Source organism: Streptomyces sp. 6N223, assembly GCF_052246635.1.
Lineage (GTDB): Bacteria > Actinomycetota > Actinomycetes > Streptomycetales > Streptomycetaceae > Streptomyces.
In genome coordinates this window covers 94,443-112,121 of the sequence record NZ_JBQQCA010000006.1, presented here as the reverse complement: position 1 = coordinate 112,121, position 17,679 = coordinate 94,443, and the positions used below count along the sequence as shown (strand labels likewise).

Here is a 17,679-nt window from a genome sequence, read left to right as displayed (position 1 = left end):
TTGACGAGATCCCGTCCGATCACGCCGATCGGGCGGGGTCTTGGCGTTTTGCGGGTCGGTTCCGGCTCGCCTGGGCCGCCGCCTCCCGCGCGCGCATCGCGGCGCCTTACCCCCCGGGGACAGCAATCCGGGTCGTCGGCGGGCCGGAGGGCACAGCTGTCGCGGCGCGATCGGTGTCGCCGTCTACGCGACCGGGTGGCCGCGGTGGCGACAGACGCTCGTGGCCCAAGCGGTTACCGGTGTCCCGTCGTTGAGGTCAGGTCGCTCGTGCCACGCGGAGTGTGCGTACCGACTGCCAGACGAGCAGGATCATTACCACGCCGGTTCCGGTGAAGGCCGCTACCGCGGCGGGGTTCGTCGCCAGCAAGGTGGCCGTGGCTTGTCCGCCTGCCACGTTCATCGCCACCGCGAGGCCGCCGCAGGCCAGGGCGCCCACCGTGCCCGTCAGGCCGATCGCGCTCGTCAGCCTGCGCGGGGAGACCGTACGGCGGAAGGTGATCGCGAGCAGGGCCAGCGCGGCAATGGCGACCACCGCGGTCGCCGCGTCCTCCACGGTGGCCAGCGCCGAAACCAGGTCAGGTGCGGGGCCCGGCTTCCTGGTCACCGTCCCGCTCATCCACAGCAGGTCCCAGCCCACGAGCATCGCCGGGAACAGGATCGCGAGCAGCACCGCCGCCCACCGGCCCTGCCAGGCGATCAGTTCGTCCTGGAACGACGGCGCCACCTCGTGCACCTCGCCGAAGTCGCGCACCGCCAGCTCGGCGGCCCGGTCAGGCGCCAATCCCCCGGCACGGTAGGACTCGGCAGCGTCGCACAGGCCCGCGTGTGCCTCGGCGATCATGCAGCGGCGGGTGCGGCGCGGACCGTGGAGCGCGCGTTCGAGCGCCATGATGTAGCCGGTGATCGGGTCTGCTGTGGTCATGACGCGCCTCCTGCCGGGCGCAGCACCGCGTCGACCACCGACATGAACTCGTTCCACTCCGCGCGCTGCCTCGCGAGCGCGTGCCTGCCCGCGCGGGTGAGCGTGTACGTCCGCCGATTCCGCCCGGCGACGCTGCTCCACGAGCCGGACAGCAGCGCCGCCCGCTCCAGGCGCCGCAACGCCGGATACACCGTGCCCGTCGGCAGGTCGAGCGCGCCACCGCTGCGTGCCTGCAACGCCTCGATGATCGCGTAGCCGTGACGCGGACTGTCCTCCAGCACGGCGAGGATCAGCGCGTCGAGGTGGCCGCGGACGGCTGCGGGTCGCATCAGTAGAAACTCTACCTAACAAACTCAGGGTGCGGATCAGGGAAATCCATGATCCACCAGTAGGCTGTCTACTTATAGCGTCTGCCGCATGAGCACACTTCTCCGGCCCCGGCGAGCGGGCGCCGATCGCAGACCCCGTCTCTCACTGTTGCTCCTCCGGATCGTCACCACGGCGTACCTCGTCATGGCGCTGGCCCAGCCCGTGCTCGCGGGTCAGTTCCTCACCGGCGACGTCGACGCGATCATGGTGCACGGCACCATCGGGTCCTTGCTCGCCGCGATCGGGCTGCTGCTGATCGCCGCGACGCTGGGCTACGTGGTCCGCGGCGGGCGGCTCTGGGTGCTCCCGGTGGTGGTGCTGCTGTTCCTCTCCACCGGATTCCAGATCGGCCTGGGGCACTCCCGCGCGCTGGCTGCGCACATACCGCTCGGGGTCGCGATCGTGACGGCGTCCGTGCTGCTCGCCGTCTGGGTGTGGTCACCGTCCGCCGCCCGCCCGCGCGGTGGTGCCCGGTGAACCGCCGGTCGTTCCTGGGGCACCTCGGTGGCGCCGCCGCGGGTGCGGCACTGGCCGGCTGCGAGCTCGGCGAAGCCGGGCAGACCGGTGAGCAACTGGTCAGCAAACTGCGGCTGCCGAAGCCGTTCCGGGTGCCGCTGCCGGTGCCGCCGGTCGCGCGGCCCGTCGGCACCGACGCGAGCGGCGCCGAGCTTTACCGGGTGACGCAACGGCTGGCACCGGCCGAGATCCTGCCCGGCGTGCGCACGCCGATCCTCGGCTACGACGGTATCTTCCCCGGTCCGACCATCGAGACCCGGCGTGGCAGGCCCGTCACCGTCCGGCACCGCAACGAGTTGTCCGTGCCGACCGTCGTGCACCTGCATGGCGGGCACACCCCGCACGAGCACGACGGGTGGCCGCTGGACCTGGTGCTGCCCGTTGGCGACACGCGCGACTGGACCACCCACCACGGGATGACGGGCGACGTCCGCCGGGACGAGCGCGACTACCGCTACCCGATGGAACAGCGGGCCGCCACGCTCTGGTATCACGACCACCGCATGGACTTCACCGGCCCGGCGGTCTACCGCGGCTTGGCCGGGTTCCACCTCGTCCGCGACGACGTCGAGGACGCGCTGCCCTTGCCCCGCGGCGATCGAGAGCTGCCCCTGATGATCTGCGACCGCGCGTTCGCCGAGGACGGTACGTTCGCCTACCCCGGTCTTGACCAGGAGATGCAGTCGGTGCCGGGCGTCGAGGACGAGTGGATGGAGGGCGTGCTCGGCGACGTCGTGCTCGTCAACGGCGCGCCGTGGCCGGTGCACGAGGTCGACGCCGCCCGCTACCGGCTGCGGCTGCTCAACGCATCGAACTCGCGGCGCTACCGCGTCGCCATGACCGTGCCGGGCAGGCCGGACCTGCCGCTGGTGCAGATCGGCTCCGACGGCGGCCTGCTCGCCGCACCCGTGCGGCACGACGCGATCGAGCTGGCGCCCGCGGAGCGGTTCGACGTGATCGTGGACTTCTCCGTGCTGCCCGCGGGCACCGAGGTCACGATGGTCAACGGTCTGGGCAGTGGTGGCACGGGCCAGGTCATGCGGTTCCGCGTGGTCCGGCCTGCCCGCGACGACAGTCGCATCCCGGACCGACTCGCCGAGTTCGAGCCGCTGACGCCACCCGCGGGCGCACGGATGCGCACCTTCCGATTCACCCGCGGCGCGGTCGGCGACCACCGAGGCTGGACGATCAACGGCACGTCGTTCACGCCCGGCGGCTCGCTCGCCGACAGCCCGCTCGGCGAGGTGGAGATCTGGCGGCTGGTCACCGACGTGCACCACCCCGTACACGTCCACCTCGACCCGTTCCAGGTACTGCGCCGCAACGGCCGCGAGCCGAGCGACTACGACGGCGGGTGGAAGGACACCGTCGACATCCGGCCCGCCGAGGTCGTCGACATCGCGGTCCGGTTCACCGACTACGCGGGCAGGTTCGTCATGCACTGCCACAATCTCGAGCACGAGGACATGGCCATGATGGGGACTGTCCGCACGGTTTGACGACCGACCGTGCCCGCGCGGTCAGCTGCCCGATAAGGCCGTCACGGAGTTCGCCGAGACCTCCTGCGGTGCGAAGTTCCCCAAGGGGGGTCAAGAAGATCACCCGACGACGAGGACGAGCTGCTGGCGTCCGACGACTATCCCGCCGAGCACGGGATCCACCTGCGAACGACGAATCCGATCGAGTCGACCTTCGCGACCGTGCGGCTCCGGACGGAGGCCACCAAGTGTGCAGGCAGCGCGGCCACCGCCCTCGCGCTGGTCTTCAAGCTCGTCGAGTCGGCCGGCGGCTTGCACCTCACGCCGCGTGAGGCAGTAGCGTCCGGAGTGGGTGATCAGATGGACGAGCGACAGTGGAAAGTCGGTGAACTGGCGGACGCGACCGGACTGACCGTGCGCGCGCTGCACCACTTCGACGAGGTCGGGCTCCTGCGACCCGCCACCCGGTCGCCAGCCGGACACCGCCTCTACACGGCCGACGACGTGCGCAGGCTTTACCGGATCATCGCGCTACGCCACCTCGGAATGCCGCTGCGGGAGATCGCCCAGACCCTCGACGGGGACGTCGACGATCTCGAACTGGCAGTACGCGGGCAACTGGAACACGTCGATCAAGTGATCACGCGGCAGCGCCAGGCGCGTCGGCGGCTCCTCGCACTACGGCAGACCATCCACCAGACGCAGGAACCGTCGATCAACCAGCTGATCGACACGATGGAGGCCATCATGCAAGCCAGCTACTTCACGCCCGAGCAACGTGCGCGGGCGCGGCAACGTCACCAGGAACCCGGCTTCGCCGAGGCGTTCACCCGCTGGAAAGCGCGGTGCGCACACCTCGTCGACGAGATCAAAGCCGAGATCCAACGGCACACGGACCCGGCCGACCCGGCGGCGCAGACCCTCGCGCGGCAGTGGAACGAGCTGATGCGGGAGATGACCGACGGCGACAGGCACATCCTGTCGGCGATCTACGCGAAGATCGACGGCAAGGGACCGGAAGCCGCCACACACGGCGTGCTTGACGCCGACGCGTGGGACTACCTCAAGCGGGCGTTCGCGGTGGGATACAACCACGACCAATGACACCAGGGCACCCGCCAGGACAGGCCCCGCCGGGCTCGCCATCGCGCTCCCGGCGGTGCGCGGCGAACGCCGCGAACGCCGCGAGCGCCGCGAGCGCCAGCGGCCGACCGCCCCGGGGCGCGCACGCCAACGTACGGCCGGGCGGCCCGGCCAGGGCCGTCATGACCAGGACGGACGCGCCGAGGCCACCGCAGGCGGAACGGACGCCTCGCAGTCGCGTCGGAAAGGCGGAGGCGGAGGCGGAGACGGCGGCGTTCAGATGCCTCGGTTCGCGTCCGGCTAGTTGATGATGGTCGCCTGCCTTATGTGCCACTGTGCCAGCAGATCGTCGTAGGTGCCGTCGTCGATCAGTGCCTGGAGCGCCCCGTGGACGGCGTCGTACAGCTCGACCTGCCCGCTCGGGATCGCGATGCCCCGGAAGCTTCGCTGGCTGTCGGGGAAGCTGGCGTCCAGCCCGGCGCGCCGGTCCACCACCTCGGCGTAGTAGTCCGCCTGCGTGTAGAGCAGCACCGCCACGTCGGCCCGGCCCTCGACGATCTCGTTCGCCATCTCTTCCTTGCTTCCGACCGGACGCGTGTCGGTGGGCCGGGTGCAGTCCCTGATGTCGTCGTTCACCGACTCCTCGGTGGGGCTGTCTCGGTAGAGAGTGATCGTCAGGCCGCACAGCTCGTCCAGGTCTCCGGAGTAGCGCTCCGGGTCCCGGCTCATCACGGCATAGCCGTCCACGAAGTGATTGACGAAGTCCACGCCGCCCTTGTCGGCGCTTTCTTCGTCGTTGTCCACGAAGCCGCCGACCGCGATGTGCGAGGCGGAGTCGCGGCCCTCCCGGACGGCCGCCCGGCCGGCCACGTCCCCGTCCTCCCCCTCTCTGGCGAAGTCGACGGGCACGCCGAGCTGGGCCCCGATCTCCTCGAGGAGGTCCACCTCGAAACCGGCCAGATCGTTGGTCTCGTCATCGTTGAAGAGGACCGGCTCGTCCGCCTCGGCGGCGTGCACGGTGAGCTGGCCCGCCTCGCGCACGTCCTGCGGGACGAGGTCGGCCAGCGGAGCATCTGGATCCACACCATCCGCCTCGGGACTGGCACCGTCGCCGGTGCCCGTGTCCATCCGCTCGGACGGGCCGTCGCCGGTCCCGGCGTCCTCGCTTGAGCCCGCCGCCTGGTCGTTCCCCTCGCCACCCGCCACGTTGGCCACGATCAGCCAGGAGGACACCGCCAGCGCCAGCGCCCCGGACGCCGCCGCCAGCGCGTAACGCCCCCGGCTCCAGCGCCGCGCGGACGGCGGGTGCTGCGGGCCCGTGGGGGGCGTGTGCGGCGGTACGGGCGGCGGCGGCAGCGACGGCAGCGGCGGGGCGACGGCGGCCAGCGGTGGGGTGTCGCGCGACGGCGGGGTCGGCGCCTCGGATCCCAGCGGCTCCCCGGGGATCTGCGTGGGCTCGCTGTTGCGCCCGGCCGGCTGGGATGACGCCGCCGCCGCGGGCCGCGGTTCCCACGCCGAGGGCGGCCGCGGGCCCCAGGAGGAGGGCGGCCGGTCGGGGTCGTCGAACTCCAGCAGTCCGGAGATGGACTGACCCAGGCGTGCCGTCAGCCCCGACGGCAGCCAGTACTCCATGCCCGCCCGCTTCTCCGCCAGCCCCGGGACCCCGGCCAGGCCCGGCCGGTCCCTCGCGTCCTTCGCCAGGCAGTGCAGCACCAGCGTCCGCAGGTCCCCCTTCAGCCGCCCGTCCTCCGGGCCGAGGTTCGGCGGGTCGTTCAGCACCCGGTACATCACGGTGTGCTCCTGCGCCCCGTCCCAGGAGAAGGGGGCCTTCCCGGTCGCGGCGTACGCCAGCACCGCGCCCATCGCGAAGACGTCCACCGCGCCCGTCAGTTCGTTCTCGCCCCGGATCTGCTCGGGCGGCATGTACCCCGGCGAGCCCACCATCCCGCCCGTGCGCGTCAGCACGCTGGCGTCCACCGACCGCGCGATGCCGAAGTCGATGACCTTCGGCCCCTCCAGCGTCACCATCACGTTCGACGGCTTCAGGTCACGGTGGATCAGCCCGCTGCGGTGGACCGCCATCAGCGCGCTCGCCAGGCCGTACGCCAGCGCCCACACCGAGTTCTCCGGCAGCGGCCCGTGCAGCGTGTCGACGACCTCCCGCAGCGTCGGCCCGGCCACGAACCCCGTCGCGACCCAGGGGACGGCCGACTCGATGTCGTGACCCAGCACGGGCGCCGTCCACATCCCGGTGACGCGCCGCGCCGCCTCGAACTCCGCGCGGAACCGCCGCCTGAAGTGCGGCTCCCGCGCCAGCTCGCTGTGCAGGACCTTGACCGCGACCATGCGTCCGCTGGGCGAGCGTCCCAGGTACACCCGGCCCATCCCGCCCTCGCCCAGCCGCCCCAGCAGCCGGTAGGGACCGATGGCCGACGGGTCCTCCGGATACAGCGCCTCCACTGCTGTCCTCCCCTTCTCAACGCCGCGTTCAGCGTCCCCGATCGCGCTCGCCCCGTCCAGAGTCGGCGGATTACGGATCGTCATCGCGCGTCACCTCCGTGAGGGGTCACCGGCGGGGTGCGGGCGGCGGGGCGCCGGGCGTGAGGAGGGCGTTCTCGCCGGGGGCGATGTCGGGGCGGAGGATCTCGGTGGCGGTGGGGCGGAAGAGGACGATCTCGCCGGGGGCCAGCTCGGAGGTGAGGCGGGCGGCCTCCGGGCCGAGAAGGTAGCCGATGGGCTCGGCGTACTCGGCGCCCAGGGCGAGCACCGCGTCCGGGCGGTGCCAGAAGGCGCCGCCGCGCGGGAGGCGCGGGGCGCGGCGGGTGACGTGCAGGACGGTACGCCACGGGCCGGCGGCCGCGGCGGTGGACGGCGCGCGGCGCTGGTCGCAGACGAGCGCCTGCGGGCCCGCGTCGACCCCGGGCGGGGCGGGGGTCTGGCGCGGCCAGGCGCCCGGGTCCTCGGTGAACGCCAGCCGCCCGCCGACCGCCGCGCGGATGCCGCTCCACCGCCCCGGGTCCTTGGTCGCGGCGGTGACCATGGAGCCGGTGGCCAGCAGGCGCAGCGCGACCACGCGGCCGAACAGCGACTCGCCGAGGACCGCGATGCGGGTGCCCTCGGCCCGGGGGCAGTCCAACGCCACGGGCCGGCCGTCGCGGCCGGTGCCCAGGTGGATCCCGGTGCGGGCGGGCGCCAGCGCGAAGGGCTTGCCGGACTCGTCGTGCCAGGTTGCCTCGGGCAGGGTCGCCAGGTCGGGCGTCGGCAGATCGGGGGGCGGCGCGGGGTCGGTGCTGGTGAGGCCGTCCGGGAGGAGGTGCCTCGCGCTCTGCGCGGAGAGGTCGACGGTGCGCTCTTCGTTGGGGCGGCCGCGGCGCGAGGCCGAGGCCAGGTCCATCGTGGGGGGTTCGGGGGCGAGGTTCATCGCGTTCTCGTGCCTCCTAGGGTCGCGAAGCCGGTGGCCTCGTCGAGGGTGCGGGAGGGGTAGGCGAGCGGCAGGGTGGCGAGCAGTCCGGCGGCCTGGTCCTCGGCGGGCGGGCCGGTGATGCCTGCCGCCTCCAGCCGGTCGCGCTGAGAGGTGGCGTGCTGGGCGAGAGGGCTGACGACGCGCACGGCGGTGCGGACGCGCAGTCCGTCGCCGTTGCCGAGGTCGAGGCCGAGGCCGGGTGCACCCGGGCCGCCGGCCGTGAGGGTCGCCGCGGCGACCACGCGGTCGGCGGTGCAGGCGCGCATGCCGGCCAGCAGGCGGAGCCAGTCGTCCTGGGAGGCGACGTTTGCGGTGAGCGTGGCGTGCGTGGCCGCCGTTCCCGCCCAACTCGACGCCATGGGGCGGCCGTTCGGCTGCGGGTCGCCGAGCTGCCGCAGCAGCTGGCGTACGTCGGCGGCGTCCAGCGGCGTGGTCGGGGCCCCCTGCGCGGCAAGCCGGGCGCGCAGCCGGGCGGCGGCCGCCGCCACGGCGGCACGCGCGCCCTCCTCGCCGCCCCCGCGCCGGTCGGTGGCCTCGGGCGCGTCGAGCGGCTCGTAGCGCACCACCAGCCAGGACCGCGCCGCGACCGGGCCGTTTCCGTTGGGGAGCTGGCGGTAGGCAACCGTGGGCTGGAAGCGGTGGTGGAAGTCCCAGGTCGGCACGCCGAACTGCTCCACCACGATCTGCGCCGCCGCCGGCCGGACCGGGTCCTCCGCCAGCCACCGCGCCACGATCGCGACGGGCAGCATGGGCAGCAGGCCGACGGGGAAGGCGGCGACGGCGGCATGGCCGCGGCCGTCGGAGATCACGCCCAGGCCTCCCCCAGGCCCTTGGGGGCCTGGGAGGTGCCCCCATCGGGTCGGGGTGTTGCGGTCGGCGACCTGCGTCACGGCCAGGGCGGGCAGCAGCGTCCGGGCGACGCCCAGGCCGCGGGTGCGCGTCTCGGGCGGCGAGGTGACGACCAGCTTGCCGCGCCGCAGCCGGGCCAGCACCCGCCGGTCGGCCCACTCGCCGCGGAACCTCACCAACGCCCCCAGCGCGAGCAGCGCGCCCGCGCCGACGAGGACGTATCCCCAGCTGCCCCAGGCCTCTCGGATGGCGAGCCCGGCGGCCACGCCGCCGAGCCCGGCCTCCACGGCCACGAGCCGGGCGCGGCCGAACCGGAGGCGGCGGATGCGGGCGCGCAGCCCGATGCGGCGGAGGCGGAGGCGGGGACGGCCGAGGCGGAGGCGGAAGCGCCGCCGCCGCCTCGGGCTGGGCGGGTTGTTGGTGGTGCTCGGGCTCGGGCTCGGGCTCGGGCCCGCCGAAGTCGTGGTGCTCGTCGTGCTCGGCGTGCCTGTGGTGCTTGTCGTGCTCGGGGTCCTCGTCGTGTTCCTGGTGTTTCTGGTGTTCCTCGTGCTCGTGATGCGTAGCCTCGGGCTCATTGGCTCTCCCCCGGTTGCTCCTTGACCGCCTCCGCCGGGTCCAGCTTGGGCCCGGTCGGCAGCAGGTTCACGTAGGCCGTGGGCATGGCTGGCGCCACGGTCGGGTCGTATCCCAGGCGCAGGACGGCGTCCGAGGAGATGAATTCGAACGCCGTGCCGCTGTCCGTGATCAGGGTGTAGGTGCCGCCCCTGCCGCCGGAGGCGACGGCGCGGACCACGGCGCCCGAGCCGGGCGGCATGTAGATCGCGTCCAGCAGGCCCAGCTTGCCGAAATCGGCGGCGGTGATGGCCTGCGCGTCCTCGGGGGCGGGCATGGTCTGCGGCAGGTGGACCGTCGCCTGCCAGGGGGTGTCGCCCGGCTCGCTGCCGGGCGGGGTGCTGATGCAGACCGGCTGGGCGCGTTCCGGATCGGCGGCCACGGGCACCTCCTCGGGCCACGCCTCGTCGCCGATCTCGCCGCCGGCCTCCGGCGCGTCTTCGGCCTGGGCGAGGCTGATCCGGTGGCCGCCGGTGGTGTCCTCGTAGCTCAGCAGGGCGTAAACCAGCGGGGTGATGGGGAGCAGCCCGTCCGGGCGCACCAGGTAGTGCTGGCGGGCGGCGCCGTCCTCGTAGGTGTGGACGACGTCGCCGACGCGCATCTCCTCCAAGGGCAGCTCGACCGACGGCCGATCCCCGATGCCGGATCCGAGCCCAGGAACCTCGATCTTGGGACCCTCGGGAACGGTGGCGATGATCTGGCTGGGAAGCCGCACGGGCTCCTGACGCAGCTCCAGCCGGACCTGGACGGTCGAATCGATGAGGTAACGCCGGCCCTCCGTCAGCAGCCACAGCCGGTCGTCCTCCGTCTGCACCAGCAGCGTCTCCCCGCCGCTCTCGGCGTCCCCGGTGGGCACGCCAGGCACGGAGACGTACAGGGCGGTGTCGGTCGGCTCGACGACGTTCTCGGCGGGGGTCGCGCACAGCGTCCAGGTGTCGTCCAGCAGGTCGTCGGCGTCCGGCAGCGCGTCGGGGGCGTCGGGGATGCCGACCCTCGGGCCGCGCGGCGCGTCGTTGAGGGTGCCCTCGCGCACCTCGGTGGCGTCGCCCTCGCCGTCGCTGGCCAGGAGGGCGGAGGCGTGGTTGAGCGCGGGGTGCACCACGCCGTCGACGACCACGAAGGAGCTCTCGCCGACCACGACGGCGCCGTCGTTCGGCAGCCCCGGGCCGCGCCCGCCGCCGAGCCAGCCGACGATGCCGAACACGGCCATGATGAGGACGCCGATCGCAATCCCGGCGCCCAGCCCGCGGTTGAGCCGGCGGCGCGGGTCGAAGCGGGCCTCGTCCGTGCCTCGGAGGAGGCTGGTGCTCATGCGGCGGTTGGCGTACGAGTACGCCTCCGACTGTTCGCGTGTGGTGGCCATGGCTAACGTGTCCGATTCCTGGTGGAGTTCACGGTCTGCTGGCTCGTGGCTCCGCCGCCGCCGAGCCAGCCGAGGCTGGCGGCGGGCGGGCCCGTCGCGTTCGCGGGCCGGGGCGGCGGGACGGGTGAGGGGGACTGTCCGGGCGCGGTGCCGGGGCGCCAGCCGCGCCGGGCGGCGCGGCGTACCCCGGGCGCGGCCAGCAGCCCGAGGACCACGGCCAGCAGCAGCCCGCCGCTGACGGCCAGCCCGGTGGATTCGTTGGAGCTGAGCAGCGGCTGGTCCTCCGGCAGCGGGCGCAGGGGGATGCGGCTCTCGGATGCCGCGCCGCCGCCCTCGTCACCATCCCTGCCACCGGTCCCGGGGAGGAGGTAGTTCAGCGCGCCGTAGGGGTCGACGAGGCCGGCGCCGGTGGCGTCGTTGTCCCCGCCACGCAGGGGCGAGGCGGAGTCCTTCAGCCGCTGGACCACGTCCTCGGCCGACATGTCGGGGAACTGCGCGCGGACCAGCGCGGCGGCGCCGGAGACCTGCGCGGTGGCGAAGCTGGTCCCGGGCAGAGCGCCGTAGCCCTCGCCGCCGGCGGCCAGGACCGGGACGTCCTCGCCGTACGCGACGAGGTCCACCCAGGGTCCGGCGTTGGACTCGTCCATCGGCTCGTCCAGGTAGTCGATGGCGCCGACGCCGAGCACCCCGTCGTAGGCGGCCGGGTACATCTTGCCGCCGCTGACGTTGTTGTTGCCCTCGTTGCCCGTCGACGCGACGACCACGATGTCCGCGGCGAGGGCGTCGTTGATAGCGTCCCGGATCCACTCGCGGTCGATGGGGGTGGTGATCGAGATGTTGATGACGTCGACCTCTGCCTCGACGGCGTCCTCGATGGCGCGGGCGAGCAGGAAGTCGGAGGTTTCGCTTATGTCGTCGACGATGCGGACGGGATAGATCGTGGCCTCGGGAGCCACCCCGACCATGCGGTCGTCGTCGCGCTTCGCGGCGATGAGCCCGGCCACGGCGGTGCCGTGGCCCTTGCAGTCCGTCTGCCGCTCGGGGTTGTTCTCCACGTACCCGTCGGGGTCGTCGTAGTAGGTGACCTGGTCGAACTCGCTGCCCTGCTCCACCCGCCCGCCGAAGTCGGGGTGGCGGGAGTCCACGCCGGAGTCGACGACGGCGACCCTGACGCCCTCGCCCATGGACAGGTCCCAGGCGTTGTACAGCCCGAGCCGCTCGATGAGGGGGTGGGGCTTGTTGCCCTCGGGCAGCGGGACGCCCTCGGGCGGCAGCGTGCGGCATCCCTCCTGGGCGGCGGCCGGAGTGGCGGCGCCGGGAAGCACGACGGTGGCCGCGGCGGCGAGGAGCGCGAGCGCGGCGGCGAGGGAACGGCGCCCGGCTCGGGAGGGCTTCGTGTGGTCGCTCATGGCCATGGCCCTCACGCCCTCGCGTTCAGAAGGGCGCTGTAGACCTCCCACACCGCAAGGATCAGCGGGACCACGGCCAGCAGCAGCGTGGTCTCCAGCATGTCCAGCGTCCGCGCCAGCCGCGGGTTCAGGCGGCGGCGCCCGGCCGCGAGCGACACGCCGCCGGCGGCCAGGGCGATCGTCAGGACCACCGGCAGCACCACGCCCAGCAGCGGCCCCGCGTCCGCCGCCCGGTCGGCCAGCGTGAACACCGCCACCCCGCAGGCCGCGGCGAACGCCGTCACCAGCGCCGTCGCGACCTGCCCCTGCTCCTTGAACAGCCGGGCCCGCAGCAGCATCGCCACGGTCAGCACGCCGCCCAGCACCCCCGCCCACAGCTCGGTGGCGGCGAAGAGCCACAGCGTCGCCGCGCCCGCCACGAGGTGGCTGCCGAGGACCATGCCGCCGAGCACCCGCCGCGCGGCGGCGACCCGCTCCGTCAGCTGCTCGTGGGCCAGCTGGCTGGGGAGGGCTTCCAGTTCCTCGGTGGTGGCGGCGAGCTGGGGGGCGGGGATGCGGGCGACGCGCAGCGAGAGGGTGGGCCACAGCGTGGTCAGCGCCAGGGCGAGCGGCCCGGCGACCGAGGCCGCCTCGGCGGCGGTGACGCCGCTCCAGATGGTGCAGATGGCGGCCCCAACCGCTCCCAGCGGGCCGGCGACGATCAGCGTGGCGAACGCCCCGTCACCGCCGCCCACCAGCACCGGCCCCAGCATGCCGAGCACGGCGACGACCGCGCACGCCAGCAGCAGGTGTTCGGGGCCCAGCCCGGACCCGTCGTGCTCGGCGCCCAGCAGCCGGACGGCGCCCACCACGGCGGGCGGCACGGCCAGCAGCCCGGTGAGGGTTCCGGCGTTGGCGTCGCCGAAGCCGCGCGAGGCGAGCGCGCCCGCGCCCAGCGCGAGGGCCGCCGTGGCCAGCGCCAGCCAGCCGGGCGCCGTGCCCGGGGCCACGGCGAGCGCGGCGCAGCCGGTCAGCAGGGCCAGGACCGCGAGCGCGGCGGCGGTGTAGCGGGTGGCCCGTGCGGGCCAGGAGTTGCGGACGCCGTGCTCGCCGATGACCTCGACGACGTCGTCGTAGAGCGGCGGGGTGGCGTCGGCGTTGCCGTGGGCGAGGAAGAGCAGGTCGCCCTCGGCGACGCCCTGTTCGGCGAGGGAGGCGGCGGTGTCAAGACGGGTGCCGTCGTCGCGGCGCAGCACCCAGCCGCCGTGCCGGACCCCGCCGTCGGGCCCGGGGTTCTCGTCGGCGTGCCGCAGCAGCGTCGGCAGCAGGGACGCGATGGGCACGGCCGCCGGGACTGCGAGGTCGGCGCGCCCGGAGGGCCCGGCGAGGCCGATGCGGACGAACGCCGTGCCCGCGGGCGTTCGTCCCGGCGTCGTGGCGGACCGGGTGGCGGCTGGTGTCGGGGCTGCGGGCGCGGATCGCTGGTGGGTGAGGCTGGCACTCATGGCTCATGGGTCCCTACGTGGTCCTACGTGGTCCTACGGGTCAGTCGGCTCTCTGGTCAGGTGGCGGGCGTCGCGGGCCTGTTCGCGGCCCTGGTGGGTGAGTCCTCGCGGGCGATCTGCACGGGCACGTTGCCGAGCCTGCGGTGCAGCAGCAGGCCCCGGCCCTTCGCCCGCTGGGCGGGCCTGACGCCCCAGATCGGCATCTCGTCCTTGGGAACGCTGAGCAGCACGGCGGGGAAGTTCAGCTCCTTCATCCGCCCGAGCACCGGCTCCATCACGGCCCGGGCGGCGCCGCCGGCCTGGCGGGTGACGAAGATGTTCAGGCCCATGGCACGGGCGTGGGGCAGGTAGTCCATCAGCGAGGCGAGCGGGTTGCCCCGGGAGGTGGCGACCAGGTCGTAGTCGTCGACGAGGAGGTATATCTCCGGGCCGGTCCACCAGGAGCGGTCCCGCAGCTGCTCGGGCGTGATGTCCGTACCCGGCACCCGCTTCTTCAGGCCCTCGGCGAGCCCGGCGACGACCTCCATGGAGCGCTCCAGGGTGGTCGAGTAGCCCAGCAGGTGCGGGCCGTCGAACTCCCGCAGCATCGTCATCCGGTGGTCGAGGACGAGGATCTTCGCCTGCTCGGGGGCGTACCGCTCGATGACCTGGCGGGCCACGGCCCGCAGCAGGCCGGTCTTGCCGGTCTCGCTGTCGCCGAGGACGATCAGGCCCGCGTCCTCGCCGGGGCTGAGCATGACCGGCTCCAGGCGGTTGCCCTCCACGCCGATCGCGACGCCGGGCCTCCCCCAGGCCCTGGGGGCCTGGGAGGTACCCCCATTCGCGAACGCCGGAGGCAGCTCGGCCGGGCTCCACGTGGTGGGCAGCAGCCGCACCTTCGGCGCGCGCGGCCCGTGCCACGCCTCGTCGACGCGCCGCACCAGCTCGCTCACGCCGTCGGCGAGGCCGTCGGCGGAGCGTACGCCGTCCACGCGCGGCACGGCGGTCAGGAAGTGCAGCTTGTCCCGGCTGACGCCGCGCCCGGGGCGCCCGGCGGGGACGGCGCGCTGCAGCTTGCGGTCGACCTCGGAGTCGAGGGCGTCGCCGAGCTTCAGCTCCACCTTGGTGCCGAGCAGGTCGCGCAGGCTCATCCGCATGTCCATCCAGCGGTTGCCGGTGACGATGAGGTGGACGCCGTACGTCAGCATCCGCCCGGCCACGCCCATCAGCACCTCTTCGATGTCGGGGTAGCTCTGCCGCAGCACCTGCCAGCCGTCGACGACGAGGAAGACGTCGCTGGTGGTGGTGAACGGCTCATCCCGCAGCCGCCCCTCGGCGCGGGCCGCCCGCACCCCGGCCATCGACTCGACGCCGAGCTCGCGGAAGCGGGTCTCGCGGTTCTGGAGCATCTCCAGCACCTCGGCGACGGTGCGGTTGACCAGCTCGGTGTCGGTGCGGCCGGCGACGCCGCCGACGTGCGGCAGGCCGGCGAGCGGGAAGAGGGTGCCGGAGAAGTCCAGGCAGTAGAACTGCACTTCCTCGGGGGTGTGGCGCAGCGCGAGGGAGGCGATCAGCGCCCGCACCGCCGTGGACTTGCCGCTGAGCGGGCCGCCGACGATCGCGGCGTGGCCGCCCGCGCCGGACAGGTCGATGTCGAGGGGGTCGCGGCGCTGGTGGAAGGGCCGGTCCACGACGCCGACGCGGGCGGTGAGCGCCGGGCGGGAGGTGGAGGTGCCGAAGCCGCGCCGCTCGCGGGCCGCGAGGTCCTCGAGGAGGGCGTCGAGCGGCTCGGGGGCGTCCAGCGGCGGCAGCCACACCTGGTGGGCGCGCGGTCCCTGCCCGGCCATGCGCGCCACCATGACGCTGAACACGGTGGTGCCCAGCTCCTCGTTGTCGTCGAACTCGTCCGGCTCCGGGGCCGGTTCGGGCTCCGGCTCCCGCTCGTCGGCCGGCACGGGCACGTACGCCGCGGGGAACAGGCGTACGCCGAGTCCGCCGCCGAGCGCCGGGCCGCCGCCGTCCTCGCCGCTGCGGTACGGGCCGGAGACGTACGCCGCCCGGAAACGCCGCAGGGTGGCCGTGTCGGTCTTGAGGTAGCCGTGGCCGGGGGCGTTGGGCAGGTGGTGGGCGTCGGGCACGCCGATGGCGGTGCGGCTCTCGGACTCGGAGAAGGTGCGCAGGCCGATGCGGTAGGACAGGTGGGCCTCAAGGCCGCGCAGCCGCCCCTCGTCCAGCCGTTGGGAGGCCAGCAGCAGGTGAAGGCCGAGGGACCGGCCCAGCCGCCCGATCTGCCCGAAGAGGTCGACGAAGTCGGGCTTCTGCGCAAGGAGTTCGGAGAACTCGTCGACGACGATGAACAGGCTCGGCAGCGGCGGCAGGTTCGCCCCGCGCTGGCGGGCGCGCTCGTAGTCGCGGACGGACACCAGGTTCCCGGCGTCGCGCAGCACCTCCTGGCGGCGGTTGATCTCGCCGGACAGGGCCTTCTGCATGCGGTCGACCATGGAGAGGTCGTCCTCGAGGTTGGTGATGACGGCGGCGACGTGCGGCAGCTGCGCCATGCCCGCGAAGGTCGCGCCGCCCTTGAAGTCCACCAGCACGAAGTTGAGGTGATCCGACGGGTGGGTGGCCGTCATGCCGAGGACGATGGTGCGCAGCAGCTCGGACTTGCCGGAGCCGGTGGCGCCGACGAGGAGTCCGTGGGGGCCCATGCCGTTCTGCGCCGCCTCCTTGATGTCCAGCTCCAGCAGCCCGCCGTCGGCCGAGACGCCCAGCGGGGCGCGCAGCCGGTCCCGCATCGGCTTCGGCCGCCACAGCGCCTCGAGGTCGAGCTGCCCCGGATCGGAGATCCCCAGCAGGCTCGGCAGGGAGTTCACCACGCTGGTCAGGTCCTCGGCGTCCGTGGCCGTGCCCGCGTCCATGCGGTACCGCCCCAGCCGGCGCGCCAGCGCCTCCGCCTCCGGGACCGACAGACCGTCGGCCCGCCCCAGCTCGTCCCGGGTCTCCCCCGCCACCACGGCGAGCCTGCCGTCCTCGATCTCCAGCCGCACGCCGTGCCCCTCCACCAGCGGCCCGGCGGCGCGCCCGTTCACATCGATGACGGTGACCGCCTGGAGCCCGCCCGGGTCGAGCAGCGCCTCCAGGCCGGTGACCAGGCCGCCGTCGAGCACGACGAGCAGGTGCGGCAGCTCCGGGTCGGGGTCGGCGTTGCGGTTGAAGCGGGTACGCCGGGTCAGCTCGGGGCCGAGCCACTCCTCCAGCATGCTCAGCGCCGGGTGCATCATCCGCACCGGCCCGACGTGGTCGACCTCGGTGGGGTGGTGCGCGTGGGGCAGCCACTTCGCCCAGGACCACTGCGGGCCCTCGATGACGGGGGTGCAGATCACGACCCGCAGGTCCTTCGGCGAGTGGAAGGTGACGGCGTGCGCCACGATCGCGCGGGCCAGCGCCCGTGCCTCCTCCGGCTCGCCGCCGGCGGTGACGGACATGGCGGCGAAGCGCCGCAGCGCCACCTGGAGGGGGAGGTCCGGCACGACGGCGTGCGTGTCGACGAAGCGGCGCAGCGCCGCCGCGCTCAGCGGATCGAGGTCCTCGACGGGCGCGGTCTCCGCCGCCACCAGCCGGGAGGCGAGGTAGCGGGGCCCGGAGCCGATCCGCACCACCCCGAAGTCCTCGTCCCCGCTGCGCCGCTCCCACATACGCCGGCTCTCGGCCACGCCCCACAGCGCGCGCGGCTCCGGGGCGTTCCACTCCAGCGCCTCGCGCTGCGCCTGCGCCGTCTTCCGCACCTCGACGCGGGTGCGCTCCAGGTAGCGCAGGTACTCGCGCCGGTCGTTGCGCATGACGCTCTTGGTCTTGGCGCGGTGCCAGATGACCGTCCCGATGACCATGGCGATGACGGAGAGCAGGAACATCGCCCCGACGATGTATCCGATGGGCCCGCGCCCCATGGTCAGCATGTACATCACGGAGCCGAGCCCGCTGAGGGCGGGCAACGCCATCATCCAGGCGTTGGCATCCTCCGGCTGCGGCAGCTCCGGCGGCGCCGTGACGACGACGTCCTGTTCGGGGACGGTCGGCTGCGCGGCGCGCGGGGGGCGGCGGAAGAGGGTGGTGGGGGTGGTCATTTCTCAGCTCCTTCCATGTCCGTGAGTC

General features: G+C 73.7%; 13 protein-coding genes and 1 pseudogene. 5 read left to right on the top strand and 9 right to left on the bottom strand.

Going from position 1 to position 17,679, the window contains the following annotated elements; genetic code table 11:
• Nucleotides 1–256: 256 nt before the first annotated feature.
• Together ACTWQH_RS06750 and ACTWQH_RS06745 are read right to left on the bottom strand one after the other, a co-directional pair.
• The gene (locus tag ACTWQH_RS06750) at nt 257–922 is read right to left on the bottom strand and encodes a permease prefix domain 1-containing protein (RefSeq protein WP_443285421.1); all 666 of its coding nucleotides are present in this window, start codon (nt 920–922) and stop codon (nt 257–259) included.
• The gene (locus ACTWQH_RS06745) at nt 919–1,251 is read right to left on the bottom strand and encodes a PadR family transcriptional regulator (RefSeq protein WP_443285420.1); all 333 of its coding nucleotides are present in this window, start codon (nt 1,249–1,251) and stop codon (nt 919–921) included. The genes ACTWQH_RS06750 and ACTWQH_RS06745 overlap by 4 nt, the downstream gene beginning before the upstream one ends.
• Before the next feature lie 88 nt (nt 1,252–1,339).
• Between ACTWQH_RS06745 and ACTWQH_RS06740 the strand changes: the two genes are divergently transcribed.
• The 4 genes and pseudogenes from ACTWQH_RS06740 (at nt 1,340) to ACTWQH_RS06725 (ending at nt 4,389) form a co-directional block, all read left to right on the top strand.
• Nucleotides 1,340–1,768 (top strand): hypothetical protein, encoded by a 429-nt coding sequence (locus ACTWQH_RS06740; protein ID WP_443285419.1) that lies wholly within the window; start codon nt 1,340–1,342, stop codon nt 1,766–1,768.
• Complete coding sequence (locus ACTWQH_RS06735) at nt 1,765–3,306, top strand: multicopper oxidase family protein (RefSeq protein ID WP_443285418.1); 1,542 nt, start codon at nt 1,765–1,767, stop codon at nt 3,304–3,306. Before ACTWQH_RS06740 ends, ACTWQH_RS06735 begins: the two co-directional genes overlap by 4 nt.
• A 108-nt stretch (nt 3,307–3,414) precedes the next feature.
• Nucleotides 3,415–3,591, top strand: a pseudogene (locus ACTWQH_RS06730) (IS256 family transposase); the annotation flags it as partial.
• 54 nt (nt 3,592–3,645) lie between these two features.
• Nucleotides 3,646–4,389 carry a MerR family transcriptional regulator gene (locus ACTWQH_RS06725; RefSeq protein ID WP_443285471.1) on the top strand — a complete coding sequence of 248 codons (744 nt, stop codon included), beginning with the start codon at nt 3,646–3,648 and terminating at the stop codon, nt 4,387–4,389.
• 279 nt (nt 4,390–4,668) lie between these two features.
• On the opposite strand, the gene ACTWQH_RS06720 is transcribed toward ACTWQH_RS06725, so the two are convergent.
• Genes ACTWQH_RS06720 through ACTWQH_RS06710 form a run of 3 tightly spaced genes read right to left on the bottom strand, consistent with a single transcriptional unit; the run spans nt 4,669 to nt 8,967 of the window.
• Nucleotides 4,669–6,912 (bottom strand): serine/threonine-protein kinase, encoded by a 2,244-nt coding sequence (locus ACTWQH_RS06720; protein WP_443285417.1) that lies wholly within the window; start codon nt 6,910–6,912, stop codon nt 4,669–4,671.
• A 22-nt stretch (nt 6,913–6,934) separates the two neighbouring features.
• Nucleotides 6,935–7,789, bottom strand: a complete 855-nt coding sequence (locus tag ACTWQH_RS06715) for a hypothetical protein (RefSeq protein WP_443285416.1) — start codon at nt 7,787–7,789, stop codon at nt 6,935–6,937.
• On the bottom strand, nt 7,786–8,967 hold the full coding sequence (locus ACTWQH_RS06710; protein ID WP_443285415.1) for a type VII secretion protein EccE: 1,182 nt from the start codon (nt 8,965–8,967) through the stop codon (nt 7,786–7,788). Before ACTWQH_RS06710 ends, ACTWQH_RS06715 begins: the two co-directional genes overlap by 4 nt.
• A gap of 127 nt (nt 8,968–9,094) precedes the next feature.
• On the opposite strand from ACTWQH_RS06710, the gene ACTWQH_RS06705 reads away from it, so the two are divergent.
• Nucleotides 9,095–9,280 carry a hypothetical protein gene (locus ACTWQH_RS06705; RefSeq protein WP_443285414.1) on the top strand — a complete coding sequence of 62 codons (186 nt, stop codon included), beginning with the start codon at nt 9,095–9,097 and terminating at the stop codon, nt 9,278–9,280.
• Here the strand turns inward: ACTWQH_RS06705 and eccB are convergent.
• Genes eccB through eccCa form a run of 4 tightly spaced genes read right to left on the bottom strand, consistent with a single transcriptional unit; the run spans nt 9,252 to nt 17,651 of the window.
• On the bottom strand, nt 9,252–10,655 hold the full coding sequence (gene eccB / locus ACTWQH_RS06700) for a type VII secretion protein EccB (protein WP_443285413.1): 1,404 nt from the start codon (nt 10,653–10,655) through the stop codon (nt 9,252–9,254). The genes ACTWQH_RS06705 and eccB overlap by 29 nt on opposite strands.
• A 2-nt stretch (nt 10,656–10,657) precedes the next feature.
• The gene (locus ACTWQH_RS06695; protein WP_443285412.1) at nt 10,658–12,064 is read right to left on the bottom strand and encodes a S8 family peptidase; all 1,407 of its coding nucleotides are present in this window, start codon (nt 12,062–12,064) and stop codon (nt 10,658–10,660) included.
• 11 nt (nt 12,065–12,075) lie between these two features.
• Nucleotides 12,076–13,548, bottom strand: coding sequence for a type VII secretion integral membrane protein EccD (gene eccD, locus ACTWQH_RS06690; RefSeq protein ID WP_443285411.1), 1,473 nt, complete (start codon nt 13,546–13,548; stop codon nt 12,076–12,078).
• Nucleotides 13,549–13,604: 56 nt separating this feature from the next.
• Complete coding sequence (gene eccCa, locus ACTWQH_RS06685) at nt 13,605–17,651, bottom strand: type VII secretion protein EccCa (protein WP_443285410.1); 4,047 nt, start codon at nt 17,649–17,651, stop codon at nt 13,605–13,607.
• Between the last annotated feature and the right edge of the window lie 28 nt (nt 17,652–17,679).

Bases quoted from the DNA above. Each gene is read 5' to 3' on its own strand.
- eccD (WP_443285411.1), bottom strand. From the start codon at position 13,548: ATGAGTGCCAGCCTCACCCACCAGCGATCCGCGCCCGCAGCCCCGACA.
- ACTWQH_RS06740 (WP_443285419.1), top strand. From the start codon at position 1,340: ATGAGCACACTTCTCCGGCCCCGGCGAGCGGGCGCCGATCGCAGACCC.
- ACTWQH_RS06725 (WP_443285471.1), top strand. From the start codon at position 3,646: ATGGACGAGCGACAGTGGAAAGTCGGTGAACTGGCGGACGCGACCGGA.
- ACTWQH_RS06715 (WP_443285416.1), bottom strand. From the start codon at position 7,789: ATGAACCTCGCCCCCGAACCCCCCACGATGGACCTGGCCTCGGCCTCG.
- eccCa (WP_443285410.1), bottom strand. From the start codon at position 17,651: ATGACCACCCCCACCACCCTCTTCCGCCGCCCCCCGCGCGCCGCGCAG.
- ACTWQH_RS06695 (WP_443285412.1), bottom strand. From the start codon at position 12,064: ATGAGCGACCACACGAAGCCCTCCCGAGCCGGGCGCCGTTCCCTCGCC.
- ACTWQH_RS06745 (WP_443285420.1), bottom strand. From the start codon at position 1,251: ATGCGACCCGCAGCCGTCCGCGGCCACCTCGACGCGCTGATCCTCGCC.
- ACTWQH_RS06750 (WP_443285421.1), bottom strand. From the start codon at position 922: ATGACCACAGCAGACCCGATCACCGGCTACATCATGGCGCTCGAACGC.
- eccB (WP_443285413.1), bottom strand. From the start codon at position 10,655: ATGGCCACCACACGCGAACAGTCGGAGGCGTACTCGTACGCCAACCGC.
- ACTWQH_RS06720 (WP_443285417.1), bottom strand. From the start codon at position 6,912: ATGACGATCCGTAATCCGCCGACTCTGGACGGGGCGAGCGCGATCGGG.